Below are 14,965 nucleotides of genomic sequence, written 5' to 3'. Positions count from 1 at the left end.
AAAAAGCCGAGCACTCGGCTTTTTTTATGTTATTCTTGATCGTCGCAAAGAGCATATTGACAAAAGATCTCTTGACTATTGATAGAGAGCTCATTTTCTTTTTTTATGACGTAATGATAATTCCCTTCTTGATCTTGTTCTCGTGCTTTTACATTATCAGCAAGCATAACTTCAAGCCACTTCCACACTTTTTTTTTCAAATGTGTATCCAAGACAGGAAATAAAATTTCTACTCGTTTCACCATATTTCTTGTCATCATATCTGCAGATGAAAAGAAAAACTTTTCCTGTTTATTATGATGAAAATAATAGATTCGGCTATGCTCTAAAAATCGTCCGACAATGCTTCTTACTCTGATATTCTCGCTAACGCCTTGAATTTGAGGGCGCAAGCAGCACGCTCCTCTAACAATGAGTTCGATTGTCACACCCGCTATAGAAGCTTCATATAGCTTCATAATTAAAATTTTATCCGTCAATGAGTTCATTTTCCCAATGATTCTTCCATTGCCATACCGTCTGTGATACTGTATTTCCTGATCAATGAGATGCAAAAAATCGTTTCTTATATCAAATGGTGCAACGGATAAATGATGATATACTGGTTTTTGCGTATAGCCACTTAAGTAATTAAAAAAATTGGCCGCATCTATCCCGATGTTTTGGTTGACAGTAAAAAGACTTATATCCGTATAGATCTTTGCCGTCGCATCGTTGTAATTCCCAGTACCAAGATGAACAAATCGCTTAATATGCTCTCCTTCTCTTCTCACCACGAGCGTAATTTTACCATGCGTTTTTAAATGCGTCATTCCATATATCACGTGGCATCCTGCCCGCTCTAGCTCTTTAGCCCATTGCACATTATTCTCTTCATCAAACCTTGCTTTTAGTTCAACTAGTACCGTCACTTGTTTACCTTTTGCAGCCGCTCGTTTTAATGCTTTAATAACGGGAGAATCTCCGCTTACCCTATATAACGTTTGCTTAATAGCAAGCACATTTTCATCGTCTGCTGCACAGTTAACAAAGTCAAGCACCGGCTTAAACGATTCATAAGGATGGTGAAGCAAAATGTCTCTTTGAATCATTTGATCGAAAACATTTTGATCCGGGTGTAACTGTGTTGAAACCTTAGGAATAAAGGCTTTTTCAGCGAGCTCTTCATGCGTAGATTTAAGTAATCTATAAAACGAAAATAAACTGGTTAAATCCAACTGTTCTTTGATCTCATACACATCTTCATCGTCAATTTCAAGGACTGACTTTAAATACGCTAGTACACCCTGATCGTATGGACTCTTAATCTCAAGCCGAACAGCCGCTCCCCATTTTCGCTTCTGCAACTCTTCTTCAATCTCTTTTAATAAATCTTGAGCGTCTTCTTCGTGAATAGTCATATCTGCGTTGCGGGTAATTCGAAATTGGGAAACGGAAGAAACGCAGTATCCCTTAAACAACTTTTTAATAAAATAGGCAATCACATCCTCTAGCAATACAAATAGACGGGTAGAATCTGACGTAGCTATTTCAATATAGCGCGTTAGCATCGAAGGTACTTGAACGATGGCTAGTCTTCCTTTTATCTCGGCAATTTGCTGCTCATCATTTAACTTTTCTGAAAGGACAACTGCTAAGTTCAAGCTTTTATTCATCAACATAGGAAACGGCCGGTATGTATCAATAGCCATAGGAGTTAATACGGGAAAGATTTGCTCGTCAAAATACTGTTCAAGCTTATCTAGATTTGATTTCTCCAGCTTTTCAACCGAAATGATTTCCACACCGTATTTCTGTAATTCGGGAAGAAGTGTGTGAATATACGTATCATACCGCTGCTTGACAAGCTCGTGGTTTTGTTTGGAGATAGAGAATAGCTGCTGTGTAGGAGTTAAGCCTGCTTTGTTTTCGGGTTTGTTAAATCCAGCCTTCACCTGATCTTTTAACCCCGCTACCCGAATCATAAAAAACTCATCCAGATTCGAACTGAAAATCCCTAGAAATTTAAATCGCTCAAGCAAAGGGTTTTTCGTATCTACAGCTTCTTCCAGCACCCGCTTGTTAAAGGCCAGCCAGCTCAATTCACGATTATTGTAATAAGCTGAATCAGCCACTTGTATGGTTTGCTTATAAGTGCGATTACTTTCTAACATTAGCCTCACCTTCCAGGATAATGAATTTAATCTAGTTAGCTATACTGAATATTCTAACCGACCCAGCGTTATTCTAAAGCTTAGTAAATTCAAGAACAATATTTTTTTTTACTACTTTTTCTAGATGCTTTTTCTGTTTTTCAGCCTGATATTGTTCAGGAAGAAAGGTTTTTGTACATAATAGTTTAATCGTCACTGTGTTTTCATCGCTTTTCACATCAATATGTTGAACAACATTTCGCTTTGTTGCATGTAAGCCATCAGCTATTTTTAAAAGTGCACCGAGCAGCTGAACTTTTTTTTGTTCGTCTTTTGTTAACCACTTTTTAAAAGGAGCAACATATTGCCTAAAAGAAGACTTCCCTTTATATGAAGAAACAAGTGCCAGCTTTAAACGTTCTCTATGTGAAATTCCATCTATTGTACGATTAGCAAGCACATAAAACGTATGCTGGCTGCTTGATTCTGCATCAATATACTTTCCTATATCATACACTTGCGCAGCTTTTATAAGAAGCGCTAAGTCATCCTCTTTTAACTCAACCGGTCCCTGCTCCCTAAGATGCTGAAACATCATACTAGCTGTGCGCGTAAGCTGTTTGACGTAATCTTTACTTACTTCAAACTCTTCCATTATTTCTTGAAAACTTTGCTGTATGACATCGGGGTACATTGGCTGGATATTAGCATCAGATGCTTCTTTAAATAACACCCCTTCTCTCAAGCCTTTGCGGCTTAGGATGAAGCGAGTCGCGTTCACTGTTTCATATACTGATTGAAATACTTCAATCGCTGGCAAAATTGTATCCGCACGATCGTTTGACAAACGGTCTAGCTTTTGAAGATTGTGATAAGACAATGAGCCTATAGCAGATTTCACATGCAATATATCAGCTAAATTCATTTCATATTGATGCAGCCCCGCGAGAGGATAGTGGATAAAACCTTGATGCAGTTGCACCATACTTCTTGCACTTCCTCCAATTGCTACAATCGGCACATGACGATTTAAAAGCCAAGGGACAGCATGGAAATGCCGGATCACGAAATCCCGGATTTTCGCTTTTTCTTCTGCAGTGGGAATATTGCCTTTGACGAACTGCAGACGTAGAGATAAGGCACCGAATGGAAAGCTGTGGTACTGCACTAACTCTCGATTGCGAAAATACGTAACTTCCGTACTTCCCCCGCCAATGTCAATTGTAATGGCTTCTTCTATCGAAGTGGAATGAATAACTGCAACAAAGCCGTAATACGCTTCTTCATATTCAGACAATAGTTGAATAGAAAAGCCCGTTTCTTTTTTTACAAGGGCTAGAACTTCTTTTGCATTAGTCGCTTGACGGATGGTAGCTGTGGCCACACAGGTAACGCGCAGCAGCTGATAATGCTTGGTAATAACTCCAAACGTTTTAAGCGTATCAAGCAAGGTATGTATTCCTTTAGCCGTTAACACTCCTTCTTTATCTAAATAATTTCGAATCCGTGCAGCTACTTTCACGTTTTCAATTTGCTTAAACCCTCTGCCTTTTTTGTATTCATAAATAACAAGGCGTATTGTATTTGAACCTATATCAATCAGTCCATGCTTATAAGTCAATGTAATTTCAACACCTTTTTCAAAATAACTTTAAAAAGTCACTTTTACTTTTTTCAATCGTATACTGTTACAGCATAGTCATATATCAAAGGAGCGAAGTTAATGAGATATATAGTAAAGCGCGGTGAAACCTGGCAAAGCGTTTCAGGTGACTACCGGATTCCGGTTGAAGACCTGTGGATGGCTAATCCTTTTGTAAGCCATCATGCGCTGAAGCCTGGGCAAGTAATCATCATTCCAAACCTCCCCGATAAAGAGCTCATTCCTTACACGATCCACGTGTTTATTGCTGAAAAACAGCTTGAATTACGAAGAAATAATATCATACAAAAAGTCTATCCCATTGCAGCAGGAAAAATGCTGAGCGCAACGCCTACTGGAGACTTTGTTATCGTTAACCGGGAACCAAACCCCGGGGGGCCTTTTGGTACAATGTGGCTAAGCTTGTCTAAAAAGTCATATGGCATTCACGGAACAAATGATCCAAGTTCTATTGGAAAAGCCGTATCCAAAGGATGCATTCGTATGTATAATGCCCAAGTAAATGAGCTAGCTCAAATTGTGCCAAATGGTACTGGTGTTTATATTCGACCCTCTCGACGAATGGCTCAATAGTTCGGGATTTACTAATCAATGATTGTTTAACTGTGCGAGCAGCATTTTTTAAAAATAGAAAGTATGGCGTGCTGTTCCACTTTACTTGTATAAGGAAGCGTAACAAAACAAACCCTATACATAGGAAATTTCATTAATTACCAAAATACTTCTTCGTGTAATTATTTTCAAATGGGACAAGACACGCTATAATGAACGTATCAGCTTTCACCTTATAGGTTGAACAGCTGATATGATAGAAAGGGAGTGAACGTATGTCTCAAGCAAATGGACAAGGCTCTTTGACCCCGTCTGTATCTGAGATTGCACAAGCTATTTTCACTGTAAATCGTCACGCAAAAGCTGCTCCTGATCCTAAGCAGTTATATACGTTAAAGAAAATTGCATTAGATCAACTAATTTTAGAAGGAAAAGCAAAAAAAGAAGGACTTCACTTTTCGCCAAACCCTGGTAAAAGTCAGCAAAAATCAGATGTACTTGTATCAGTTGGAGACTACTTTTTCCATATGCCTCCAAAGAAAGAAGACTTCAAAGAGTTATCACACCTCGGCCATTTAAACCATCAGTATCGAAATCCCAAAACGACTATGTCATTATCTTATGCGAAGCGCTTATTATCTAAATATACGGGTCATCTCGTACAGCCGGCTAAAAGCCCTGTTTCGACTCCAAGAAAACGGCAAGCACCTGTGTTTAAACCGCTGGGTAAAAGTTATTTTTAAAAAAAGTGCCTGAAGTGGAGCAATCTGCTTTCAGGCACTTTTTTGTCTTCCTACAAAATATAGAGATCAATCAACTCAACAAGCTCTCCGATTTCCGGCTTACTTACTTGTCCTTCCGCTCCTACCATTTTTCCCTTGTGACGTAAATCTTCTGTGATAAGAGAAGAGAAAATAATAACTGGAAGGATAGAAAGCTGAGGATTTTCTTTCACTTTTTTAGTTAAATGATGGCCATCCATTTGCGGCATTTCTATATCTGTAATAAGCAGCTGGACTTGATCACTGATTTCCACTCCTTCATCGATCACTGAGCTTAGATAGTTCCATGCTTCCTCACCGTTCTCGAAAAATTCCGTGTTCTCATAACCTGCTTGTGCAAGAGTATCTTCAATCATTCGGCGCAGCAGCGGCGAGTCTTCAGCCACGACAATCTTTTTATTAGAACGTTCTCTAGCCCCTAGCTTTTTTATTTTCGACTGATTAATACCCGTATCAGGGTTCACATCAGAAATCAACTTTTCGAAGTCTAACAGCAGAAGCATTTGCCCGTTTAATTTTACCACTCCAGTAATCTGCGTTTCCAAACCTTGATACAAATCTGAAGGCTTCTCAATTTCTTTCCAAGAAATACGGTGAATTTGCGTTACTGCGTGTGTGTGAAAGACTATTTTTTGCTGATTGAACTCTGTGACGATTAACTTATCTTTTTCCGGGGTATTTGAAGGTTCCATTTTTAACGCTTTTGCCATGTCAACGACAGGAAGAACTTCTCCTCTTAGCTCTATAATACCTTCTATGTAAGAATGCACATTTGGAACAGGTGTAATAGATACAGGATTAATAATCTCTCTAACTTTTACTACATTGATGCCAAATAAAACATTTCCTATCTCAAATTCGACAATTTCCAGTTCGTTTGTACCACTTTCTAACAGTATTCCTTTATCTTGATTCATATCACTTACTCCTCTCATCTCACCCGCTTATCTAATAGTCCATATTTCCTATTATAGTGACCGCCTCTTATATCCGTAAAGAAAAATTTTCTTATTTTATTATCCTTTTTCCCTAAAACATATACATAAAATATTGTTTTACGAATTAACAGAATATTATATACTATATAAAAACATGAGCGTTGATCCCTTTCGCCTTATCCTCTGCTCAGTTTTTTACTTGCTCTACTTTACTTCTCTATACTAGCTTATGAACTTGAGTCAAACGACCACTCCTATTCAAATGAGGTGTAATTTATGAACAGAGGATTACAAAAAGAAGAAACAAAAAAACGCATTCAAAAAGCAGCTATCTCTTTATTCCAACAGCAGGGATATCAAAAAACGACTGTGTCTCAAATTACGCACGAAGCGGGTGTAGCAAAGGGAACATTTTTTAATTACTTCAAAACAAAAGAAGAAGTTCTTCACTACCTTGGAATTAATTTCACAAACCGTATCTCCTATAAATTAGAACAGCTCCTTCAAACCGAAGAATCAACTGCTGCCATTGTTAAACAACTGTTTTTATTACTAGCACAATCAAACGAAGAAGCGAACCCTCACCTAATCCGTTCTTGGTTTCATATTGCTATTACCAACAGTTCCTTTCAACAATCTGAAATTCTTCAAATTGAAAAAATGCGCGCTCATTTTACAAAAGTTTTTCAAACAGGACAAGACCGAGGTGAACTTATAGTCGATATCCCTGCCGAAGAAATGGCTTCTATTGCTATACTTAATTTTTTTGGCACCCTTCTCTACTGGTGTACTAACCAACCCGACTCTGCTACCCTTCAAGAAAGAATAGACAAGTCGGTTACTCTTCTATTTAGAGGGTTTCTTATTCATTCCTAAAAGCCTGTTCACAAATTTTTAACAAGAAATCGAAGATAGCTGTGGACTCTACAGCCAAAACGGTTTATACTACACAAAGTGAATGAATAATCTTAAAAGAAGGTGTTCGTAATATGAAAGGCTCCGTCATTCTTTTTAATGACGATAATGAAATGACCATTATTGAAAACGTAGAAGAAGCTGTATATCAAGATATTAAAGAACAAGAAGGCTCTGATCACTGCGTTGTCACATTGGACGATCATGAAGTTGATTTTGGCTACGTTTCCCCCGTTTATTGGCGTGAAGGCCAAATACACACTGACTAATATACAAGACCTGCATATATATGCAGGTCTTTTTATACACTTATTTTTTTGAATCTAGAATTGAACGTGAAGCAAGGAACCTCTGATTTCCTAACACATACCTTAGCACATTCGCAGTTAAAAACAGGGTTAACAACTATATAGAAAGGGTACATTTCAAGTAATAGAAGCTGCGTTTTATTTTAAAAAAGGAGGTTTATGTTATGAGTTCTTATCGAAAAAATATGAATCACTATCCTCACTCATCTCAGTACACACCTTACCAACACTATTACGCAAAAGAAGCTGATCGTATTTTAACGACTATGAGTACAAACTTTAATAAACAGCATTTGAAATCTCTTATCGACGATGCGTTAGATAACAGAGATGAAGAACAATTTTATGAACTAACAACTGCTTATAATAAGCTATATAACACCTAACTTAAAACCACTATTTGCAAAATGCGCAAATAGTGGTTTTTTACCTATTTTCATTGTGATAAAATGAGTTGAAAATACGCGGAAGGATTTGAAACCATGGAGCACTTAATCAATAAACGTGTCAAAGAAATTGAACTATCAGGAATACGTACATTTTATAATATGGTCTCACAATACCAAGATGTTTTATCCCTCACAATTGGACAACCTGACTTCTTAACACCACAGCATGTAAAAGAAGCGGCAAAATCTGCAATTGATGGTAACCAAACTTCTTATACCCACAATGCTGGAACAATCGAACTGCGCGAGGCAGCAGCTCAATTTGTCAAAGAAAAATATGACTTGCACTATAACCCAGCGGATGAAGTAATTGTGACCATTGGAGCTAGTCAAGCAATTGATATTGCTCTTCGCACCATTTTAGAAGAAGATTCCGAAGTTATCTTGCCTGGACCTGTTTATCCAGGATACGAACCGCTTATCCGGTTAAACGGGGCTAAACCTGTACATATTGATACAACCGAAACAGGATTTCGACTAACTGCGGATTTAATCGAACAACATTTGACCTCTAAAACAAGATGCGTCATCTTACCTTATCCGTCTAATCCTACAGGCGTGACGTTGTCACAGCAAGAATTAGAAGAAATTTCCGCTCTTTTAAGCGATAAAAATATTTTTGTACTATCTGATGAAATATACAGCGAGCTCGTTTTTGATAAAAAACATCAGTCCATTGCCTCCATTTCATCTATGAGAGAGAAAACAATTGTTATTAACGGAGTATCAAAGTCTCACTCCATGACGGGCTGGCGAATTGGTCTTTTATTTGCTCCTTCTTATTTAGCCAAACATATTTTAAAAGTTCATCAATACAACGTGAGCTGTGCTTCTTCTGTCTCTCAAGCAGCTGCACTCGAGGCACTGACAGCAGGTAAAAACGATGCGGTGGATATGAAAAAAGAATACGAACAAAGACTGAATTATGTGTATGACCGACTAGTAAACATGGGATTTGACGTAGAAAAGCCGACTGGTGCTTTTTATATCTTCCCTTCTATCCAGAACTTCCACAGTAATTCATTTGATTTTGCCCTGGAGTTAGTCAAAGAAGCGGGTGTTGCACTAGTACCCGGCAGCGCTTTTTCTTCCCACGGTGAAGGATATGTACGCCTGTCGTATGCGTATTCCATGAACACGCTGCGTGAAGCCTGTGATCGAATTGAAGCTTATCTTACATCTCGTCAATCACGTTAAACCGATGGTAAGAAGTGTATGCATTTTTTTGTGAGTGATAGCACATAAGAGCGGGTATACTAGAAGCATATAAATTGACTTCAATAGTGTATCATTATAAAATGTGCATCGATTCACTAAAGAAATACATACTTTTAACGGAGGTTTTTATTATGACAAAAGATTTTTTTGATGTGGTAAATGAACGTACATCGATTCGAGAATATGACTCTTCAGCTAAATTAAGCAAAGAAGAATTAACGGAACTTTTAGAAGCAACAGTGAAGTCACCATCAGCTTGGAACTTACAGCACTGGCATTTCGTTGTTATTACAGACCAAGATGCGAAAGAACGTCTACTTCCAATTGCTTACAACCAAAAACAAATTACAGAAGCAGGCGCTGTAGTAGCTGTGTTAGGTGATTTAGAAGCCAATAAAAATGTAGATGACGTTTACAACCCACTAGTCGAAGCAGGTCACATGACAGAAGACGTAAAAAACATTTTGTCAGGACAAATTAACGGCGCTTATAAAAACGGTGCTTTCGCCCGCGATGCCGCGTTTACAAATGCTTCGCTTGCATCTATGACATTCATGCTTGCAGCAAAAGCAAAAGGATATGACACATGTTCAATGGGCGGATTTAACGCACAAAAATTTGTAGAAGAGTTTAAAATTGAGGATCGATACATTCCAGTTATGCTTATTTCAGTTGGAAAAGCAGCTAAAGAAGCACATGCTAGCGATCGTTTACCATTAGATCAAGTTACAACTTGGATTTAACAAAAAACCCTGCAGCTGCAGGGTTTTTCTATGTAACTAAATGGATTTCACCATGCCTCCGTCGATTAGAAACGACTGGCCTGTCATATATGAATTCGCTCCCGAAACAAAGAAAGCAACGGCTTTAGCAAACTCTTCAGGCTGACCGTAGCGCTTAAGAGGAATTTGGTTTCTCATCTCTTCTTCAACTTCTAAAACGTCTACTCCCATTTTTTCAGCACGAATGGTATCTAGCTCTTTCACTCGGTCTGTTGCAATTCTTCCTGGCGCAACCGTGTTAATTAAGATACCGTCCTCTGCTAGTTCTGAAGCAAGTGTTTTCGTAAGTCCCACGATTCCTGTACGGAAGGTATTTGACAGAATAAGTCCAGCAATTGGCTCTTTAATGGAAGAAGAAGCAATATTGACAATACGTCCTCCGCTCTTTTTCATAAAAGGCACTACCTCACGAATAATACGAATATAGCTGAGGAGATTTAACTCAAATGCCTGCTTCCAATCATCATCTGTTAACGAAAGGAAATTCCCAGCTTTAGGACCTCCTGTATTATTAATTAAAATATCAATAGTTCCAAACGTATCTACTGTATATTGAATAACATCTTGAATGTCCTCTGTTTTTGTAACGTCTGCCGTTTTATGTAACACTTGTCCGCTTCCAAGGTATGAAATCTCTTCTGCTACTTGGGCTAGTTTCTCTTCTGAACGACTTGCAATCATAACGTTTGCGCCTTCTTCTGCGAGTCTAGCAGCAATCGCTTTGCCAAGCCCTTGGCTGGCTGCAAATACAAGCGCTGTTTTTCCTTTTAATTCAACATCCATTTCTTTCACCTCATCTAATAGTTCGAATCTTTTTAACTTTATCACGTTCTCGTCAAATTCTTCAATAAATATGAAATAATTTCTTTTTTCCATATGGTATAATTATCTGAAAATTATTTCTTAAAGGAGGCAAAAAAGCAGTGTATAAAAAGCAATGCTTTGTCTTTCATCAAAATAAGCCTGTAATATGTACGGTACGATCATATACATCGAATGATTTTGATGAGTTGATTCGGATTCAAGAAGAAAGTTTTCCCCCTCCTTTCCCTTCTGAATTATTATGGAGTAAAGATCAGTTAAATAACCATGTTTCCCTTTTTCCGGATGGAGCGCTATGTGTGGAGATAGACGGGACAATATGCGGATCTATCACAAGCGCGATTGTTTCAGTGGAAGGAAATGCGGCTCACACATGGGATGAAGTAACAGGAAGCGGATATATTCATACGCACGACCCTTCTGGTAATACGCTTTATGTAGTGGACGTGTGCGTCACTCCTTCGCATCGATCAATGGGGCTTGGGAAGCTGCTGTTGCAGTCTTTATATGAAGTGGTGATTCATTACAAGTTAGAAAGGCTGCTCGGCGGGTGCCGCATCCCTGGATACGCACCAGTGTCTTCCTTGTACACGCCCGTTGAATATATGAACCTTGTATCAGCCGGAACTCTCTACGACCCCGTTATGACCTTTTTGATGCGCTGTGGCAGAACGCCTATTTGCCTCGCAGCAAATTATATTGAAGATGAAGATTCACACAACTACGCCGTACTAATGGAATGGAAAAATCCATTTTATCCGTCTATTCAAAAAGAGGCTGGGACAAAAGCATTTTAGCCCAAGTGAAAAACGAACCATTAATCAACATGTTTGATTAGTGGTTCGTTTTTTTGTGATGGTGAATATAGTTTTATCTGTCTCGTTCCTTCTAGCAGTTGATTGGATTCATTACGTTATGTCTCAACTTCTTTTTAGATTATTGAACTTCTTCAATGCTCCACTCCAGTTCTTTATGAGTCAGAACAAGATGCGCCTGCAATTTACTCATCTCTTTGTGCTCAAACCGATCATTATACATTTCATTCATATCGTCAAAATCACCGATTGTATACAAAGGAATTTTAATATCTTTACGGGATTGAACCATATGTTCAAAATCAATAAACAAACCGTCATTCGTTAAAGTAAGAAGCGTATTTGCTAACACGAGCGGCAAAATCGGATATTCTAACTTCTTCCTTCTAAATACAAATCTTTTTTGCTTAATTGCTGACATTTTTAACGGAATGATTCGACTTAAAATGTGCTTCATATCATACACGTCTCGAAAATAGATTTTGTTATAAAATCCATCATCGTGAGCTAAATAAACAAATTGATTACCGAGTTTATTATTAAATGGCGAATTGAGCGGTTTTTTTAAATGACCTAAATACAGCAGCGCTGCAATATCTTGAGGTTCTAACAAATCCAACGAAGATATATCCTCAAAATCAATCCAACAAAAATCGCCATAATCATAAACATCATCCTCTGCTAAAAGATGAATTTGTTCTTCTTCTACGTAGTCCATATGGGTTTGGTAATGGTAATCACTGTCTTCAAAACCGTGCTTTAACAATAATATATTTGCAAGCGGCGTAGGAAGGGAATGATAAAACTCTTTAAATTCAATTCCATATGTAATAAAGCATTTTTTATTTACATGGCCATTAATATAAACGATATCTCTTATTTCATCTGCTTTACTCAACCGTTCTAACCACCTTATTGATTGATTCTGTGATCGATATGTAACCGTTCTACTGATTTATATATTATACTTCTAAAATAAACAATGTGTAAATATATATTGTTGGCAATTTCTTTTGTATTCACTCCCCCTTCTACTGATCATTTTATTGGATAGGACAGAAAGGTATAGAGCTGATCGTGAATGTGGTAGAATGTGTGTATCTTATTAATTAGCATGTATGAACACGGAGGTATACAAAATGGATGTTCGCCATTTGCATTACTTAACAGAAGTGGCTAAACATAAAAATTTCACAAGAGCTTCTGAAGCGCTGCATATTTCTCAACCTTCTCTCAGTAAAATGGTTAAATCATTAGAAGAAGAGCTCGGCACACCTTTGTTTGATCGCGCTGGCAAACAAGTGCAGCTTACCGATGCAGGAATAATTGTGTACGAGCAAGCTGAAAGCATTTTATCTTCTCTCCGAGATTTATCGGATTCCCTCTATGATTTAATGCATTTAAAAAGAGGAACCATCAAAATAGGCATTCCCCCTATTATTGGTACATTGTTTTTTCCTACTATTATTAAAGCATTTCGAGAGCAATACCCTGAGATTGATATTCAATTAGTGGAATATGGCGCTAAAAGAATGCAAAAGTTTGTGGAACAAGGAGAAGTGGACGTGGGGGTAGTTTTACTTCCAGTTGATGAAAATATGTTCTTTACGACTCCTTTAGCTCGAGAAACACTGCAGCTTGTTGTGCATAAATCTCATCCGTTGGCTCAGCATTCTACGATTTCATTAAAAGAGTTAAAAGACGAAACGCTTATTTCCTTTCATGAAGACTTCACCATGCATGAAATGGTCTATAACGAATGTTTAAAAAATGGATTTACGCCTAATATTGCTTTTAAAAGCTCTCAGTGGGACTTCATTGGAGAGCTGGTAGCTGCTAATCTCGGCATTGCTCTTTTCCCTTATTCACTATGTGAAAAGCTTGATTTGGAGCATATGAAAGTAATTAATCTCGAGAATGCTATTCCATGGGAAATTGCTTTAATCGTTAAAAAAGATCGATATATCTCTTATGCTACGCAGGCTTTTATTGATTATATTAAAAGTACAGTTTAACAAAGCTAAGACAAAAGTAGTTTAATTAAAAATCCGAACGAGCCTGATTCTCCATCAAGAATCAAACTCGTTCGGATTTTTTTCATGGCGGTGTAACAAGTCATTCATACTAAATCATTTATCCCATTGGTTCGTCTTTAGATTGAATGGATGTAGGCATGTCACAATTTCTTTTTTTGATTGCCTTTTATTAAATAATTACACCTTATATTTCACAAACGCTTTTTTGAAAAGGTTACCAACGCATTTGTAAAGAGATTTCTTGCGACTATAACTAAAAAGAATAGTTATCATAGTTATTATATATTTCATATTATAGTCGTTTTTTTGTAAGATAAGTGTGTAGCATTCATTTACTTAAGTTGTATCCCCATTTGCAAAATCCAAATAGTTTCTCTTTTCCCATGATGGAGTCGTCTTTTCAGCATAGACGACTCCATTATTGTCTCAACAAACTAGGAATGAATGAATAAAAACATAAATAAAGGAGGCTAATCATGAAACTGATTATGGTGATTTTACAGATTTTATTACTAACGGCTCTGTTTTTAATAGGAGAAAGTATTTCACAGTGGTTTGACCTCCCAGTGCCAGGTAGTATCATCGGATTTTTCTTACTGTTTTTCTTACTGTACTTTAAAGTAATTAAATTAAGCTGGGTTGAACAAGGTGGAACACTGTTAGTGGGAGAACTATTATTATTTTTCATACCAGCCGTCGTTGGACTCATCAATTATGGAGATGTATTGATGCATTTTGGAATCCAGATTGTGATTATTATCACAATCAGTACGATTATTGTGATGTCTGTAACGGGAATCATTGCAGAACATATTTCAAGAAAAAAGGAAGGTTCGCTAAAATGACATTACTCACATGGATTGCTCTTCCGCTTACACTGCTCGTTTATGTCGGCACAAAAGTGCTCTATAAAAAATATAAGTCTATGCTAGTTTCCCCTATTTTACTAGCCCCCATTCTTTTAATTGGCATCTTATTAGTAACGAATGGCTCTTATGATCATTATAAGCAAGGTGCCAGTGCTATTAGCTTTATGCTTGGACCAGCAACTGTTGCTTTTGCTGTTCCTATGTTTAAATACTTTGATTTACTCAAAAAACATCGTGTTGAAATCAGCTTAAGCGTAGGGCTCGGAACGTTTGCTGCCATGATTTCTTCCATGCTGTTAGCATTAGTGTTTCATTTACAATCAACGCTGGTTCATAGCTTGATTCCAAGATCGGTTACGATTCCTATTGCCGTTAATGTGTCTCAGACGCTAGGAGGAGATCCGAATATTACCATTATGTTTGTGATTATAACCGGTGTAGTAGGATGTATGGTCGCTCCAAAACTGATTAAGCTCCTCGCACTGCATTCTTCTCTAGCAAGAGGTCTTCTTTTAGGAGTAGCTTCCCATGGGACAGGTACAGCAAGAGCTTTTGAATTTGGAAAAATTGAAGGCACTTTTTCTAGCCTTGGCATGATCGTAGCAGCACTTCTTACAATGCTGTTTGCAAATATGCTTTTGCCTACTATTTTCTCTTAAAAGATAAAAAAGGTGTGATCATATA

Annotated in this window: 16 protein-coding genes; 11 read left to right on the top strand and 5 right to left on the bottom strand. The window is 37.6% G+C overall.

The genetic code is table 11. The features are described from left to right. Positions 1-29: 29 nt before the first annotated feature. On the bottom strand, positions 30-2,153 hold the full coding sequence (locus MKX72_RS06700; protein ID WP_033578403.1) for an RNA degradosome polyphosphate kinase: 2,124 nt from the start codon (positions 2,151-2,153) through the stop codon (positions 30-32). Between the two features lie 73 nt (positions 2,154-2,226). After that, the gene (locus MKX72_RS06695; RefSeq protein WP_098627121.1) at positions 2,227-3,753 is read right to left on the bottom strand and encodes a Ppx/GppA family phosphatase; all 1,527 of its coding nucleotides are present in this window, start codon (positions 3,751-3,753) and stop codon (positions 2,227-2,229) included. A gap of 102 nt (positions 3,754-3,855) precedes the next feature. Here MKX72_RS06695 and MKX72_RS06690 point away from each other — a divergent pair, with 102 nt between their 5' ends. Beyond that, complete coding sequence (locus tag MKX72_RS06690) at positions 3,856-4,368, top strand: L,D-transpeptidase family protein (protein ID WP_028414122.1); 513 nt, start codon at positions 3,856-3,858, stop codon at positions 4,366-4,368. A gap of 254 nt (positions 4,369-4,622) precedes the next feature. Continuing rightward, positions 4,623-5,090 (top strand): YkyB family protein, encoded by a 468-nt coding sequence (locus MKX72_RS06685; RefSeq protein WP_013056025.1) that lies wholly within the window; start codon positions 4,623-4,625, stop codon positions 5,088-5,090. A 50-nt stretch (positions 5,091-5,140) separates the two neighbouring features. Here MKX72_RS06685 and MKX72_RS06680 read toward each other — a convergent pair whose 3' ends face one another. Then, the gene (locus MKX72_RS06680; RefSeq protein WP_155008279.1) at positions 5,141-6,046 is read right to left on the bottom strand and encodes a chemotaxis protein; all 906 of its coding nucleotides are present in this window, start codon (positions 6,044-6,046) and stop codon (positions 5,141-5,143) included. 297 nt (positions 6,047-6,343) lie between these two features. On the opposite strand from MKX72_RS06680, the gene MKX72_RS06675 reads away from it, so the two are divergent. The 5 genes from MKX72_RS06675 (at position 6,344) to MKX72_RS06655 (ending at position 9,700) form a co-directional block, all read left to right on the top strand. Further along, positions 6,344-6,943, top strand: coding sequence for a TetR/AcrR family transcriptional regulator (locus MKX72_RS06675; protein WP_013082269.1), 600 nt, complete (start codon positions 6,344-6,346; stop codon positions 6,941-6,943). A 113-nt stretch (positions 6,944-7,056) separates the two neighbouring features. Beyond that, complete coding sequence (locus MKX72_RS06670; protein ID WP_013056022.1) at positions 7,057-7,251, top strand: hypothetical protein; 195 nt, start codon at positions 7,057-7,059, stop codon at positions 7,249-7,251. Positions 7,252-7,454: 203 nt separating this feature from the next. After that, positions 7,455-7,676: an IDEAL domain-containing protein gene (locus MKX72_RS06665; protein WP_013056021.1), complete on the top strand. Its 222-nt coding sequence runs from the start codon at positions 7,455-7,457 to the stop codon at positions 7,674-7,676. A 96-nt stretch (positions 7,677-7,772) separates the two neighbouring features. Next, positions 7,773-8,936, top strand: coding sequence for an aminotransferase A (locus tag MKX72_RS06660; protein ID WP_033578399.1), 1,164 nt, complete (start codon positions 7,773-7,775; stop codon positions 8,934-8,936). Positions 8,937-9,088: 152 nt separating this feature from the next. Next, complete coding sequence (locus MKX72_RS06655) at positions 9,089-9,700, top strand: nitroreductase family protein (protein WP_014461024.1); 612 nt, start codon at positions 9,089-9,091, stop codon at positions 9,698-9,700. A gap of 36 nt (positions 9,701-9,736) precedes the next feature. Here the strand turns inward: MKX72_RS06655 and MKX72_RS06650 are convergent, their stop codons facing one another. Then, the gene (locus MKX72_RS06650; RefSeq protein WP_028414127.1) at positions 9,737-10,522 is read right to left on the bottom strand and encodes an SDR family oxidoreductase; all 786 of its coding nucleotides are present in this window, start codon (positions 10,520-10,522) and stop codon (positions 9,737-9,739) included. Between the two features lie 140 nt (positions 10,523-10,662). On the opposite strand from MKX72_RS06650, the gene MKX72_RS06645 reads away from it, so the two are divergent. After that, positions 10,663-11,358, top strand: a complete 696-nt coding sequence (locus tag MKX72_RS06645; protein WP_155008280.1) for a GNAT family N-acetyltransferase — start codon at positions 10,663-10,665, stop codon at positions 11,356-11,358. Positions 11,359-11,497: 139 nt separating this feature from the next. On the opposite strand, the gene MKX72_RS06640 is transcribed toward MKX72_RS06645, so the two are convergent. Beyond that, the gene (locus MKX72_RS06640) at positions 11,498-12,274 is read right to left on the bottom strand and encodes a hypothetical protein (RefSeq protein WP_047751395.1); all 777 of its coding nucleotides are present in this window, start codon (positions 12,272-12,274) and stop codon (positions 11,498-11,500) included. Between the two features lie 241 nt (positions 12,275-12,515). On the opposite strand from MKX72_RS06640, the gene MKX72_RS06635 reads away from it, so the two are divergent. The 3 genes from MKX72_RS06635 (at position 12,516) to MKX72_RS06625 (ending at position 14,940) form a co-directional block, all read left to right on the top strand. After that, on the top strand, positions 12,516-13,391 hold the full coding sequence (locus MKX72_RS06635) for a LysR family transcriptional regulator (protein ID WP_033578395.1): 876 nt from the start codon (positions 12,516-12,518) through the stop codon (positions 13,389-13,391). Positions 13,392-13,888: 497 nt separating this feature from the next. Beyond that, positions 13,889-14,257, top strand: a complete 369-nt coding sequence (locus MKX72_RS06630) for a CidA/LrgA family protein (protein ID WP_155008281.1) — start codon at positions 13,889-13,891, stop codon at positions 14,255-14,257. Next, positions 14,254-14,940 carry an LrgB family protein gene (locus MKX72_RS06625; RefSeq protein ID WP_033578394.1) on the top strand — a complete coding sequence of 229 codons (687 nt, stop codon included), beginning with the start codon at positions 14,254-14,256 and terminating at the stop codon, positions 14,938-14,940. The genes MKX72_RS06630 and MKX72_RS06625 overlap by 4 nt, the downstream gene beginning before the upstream one ends. The last annotated feature ends 25 nt before the right edge of the window (positions 14,941-14,965 follow it).

The organism is Priestia sp. FSL R5-0597, from assembly GCF_038006305.1.
Taxonomy (GTDB): domain Bacteria; phylum Bacillota; class Bacilli; order Bacillales; family Bacillaceae_H; genus Priestia; species Priestia zanthoxyli.
Note: the sequence above shows the minus strand (reverse complement) of the source record. Positions and strands in the feature narration are given on the sequence as shown.

Excerpts from the sequence above, each read along its gene's own strand:
- MKX72_RS06700 (WP_033578403.1), bottom strand. The coding sequence starts at position 2,153 with ATGTTAGAAAGTAATCGCACTTATAAGCAAACCATACAAGTGGCTGAT.
- MKX72_RS06690 (WP_028414122.1), top strand. The coding sequence starts at position 3,856 with ATGAGATATATAGTAAAGCGCGGTGAAACCTGGCAAAGCGTTTCAGGT.
- MKX72_RS06685 (WP_013056025.1), top strand. The coding sequence starts at position 4,623 with ATGTCTCAAGCAAATGGACAAGGCTCTTTGACCCCGTCTGTATCTGAG.
- MKX72_RS06680 (WP_155008279.1), bottom strand. The coding sequence starts at position 6,046 with ATGAATCAAGATAAAGGAATACTGTTAGAAAGTGGTACAAACGAACTG.
- MKX72_RS06675 (WP_013082269.1), top strand. The coding sequence starts at position 6,344 with ATGAACAGAGGATTACAAAAAGAAGAAACAAAAAAACGCATTCAAAAA.
- MKX72_RS06670 (WP_013056022.1), top strand. The coding sequence starts at position 7,057 with ATGAAAGGCTCCGTCATTCTTTTTAATGACGATAATGAAATGACCATT.
- MKX72_RS06665 (WP_013056021.1), top strand. The coding sequence starts at position 7,455 with ATGAGTTCTTATCGAAAAAATATGAATCACTATCCTCACTCATCTCAG.
- MKX72_RS06660 (WP_033578399.1), top strand. The coding sequence starts at position 7,773 with ATGGAGCACTTAATCAATAAACGTGTCAAAGAAATTGAACTATCAGGA.
- MKX72_RS06655 (WP_014461024.1), top strand. The coding sequence starts at position 9,089 with ATGACAAAAGATTTTTTTGATGTGGTAAATGAACGTACATCGATTCGA.
- MKX72_RS06650 (WP_028414127.1), bottom strand. The coding sequence starts at position 10,522 with ATGGATGTTGAATTAAAAGGAAAAACAGCGCTTGTATTTGCAGCCAGC.
- MKX72_RS06635 (WP_033578395.1), top strand. The coding sequence starts at position 12,516 with ATGGATGTTCGCCATTTGCATTACTTAACAGAAGTGGCTAAACATAAA.
- MKX72_RS06630 (WP_155008281.1), top strand. The coding sequence starts at position 13,889 with ATGAAACTGATTATGGTGATTTTACAGATTTTATTACTAACGGCTCTG.
- MKX72_RS06625 (WP_033578394.1), top strand. The coding sequence starts at position 14,254 with ATGACATTACTCACATGGATTGCTCTTCCGCTTACACTGCTCGTTTAT.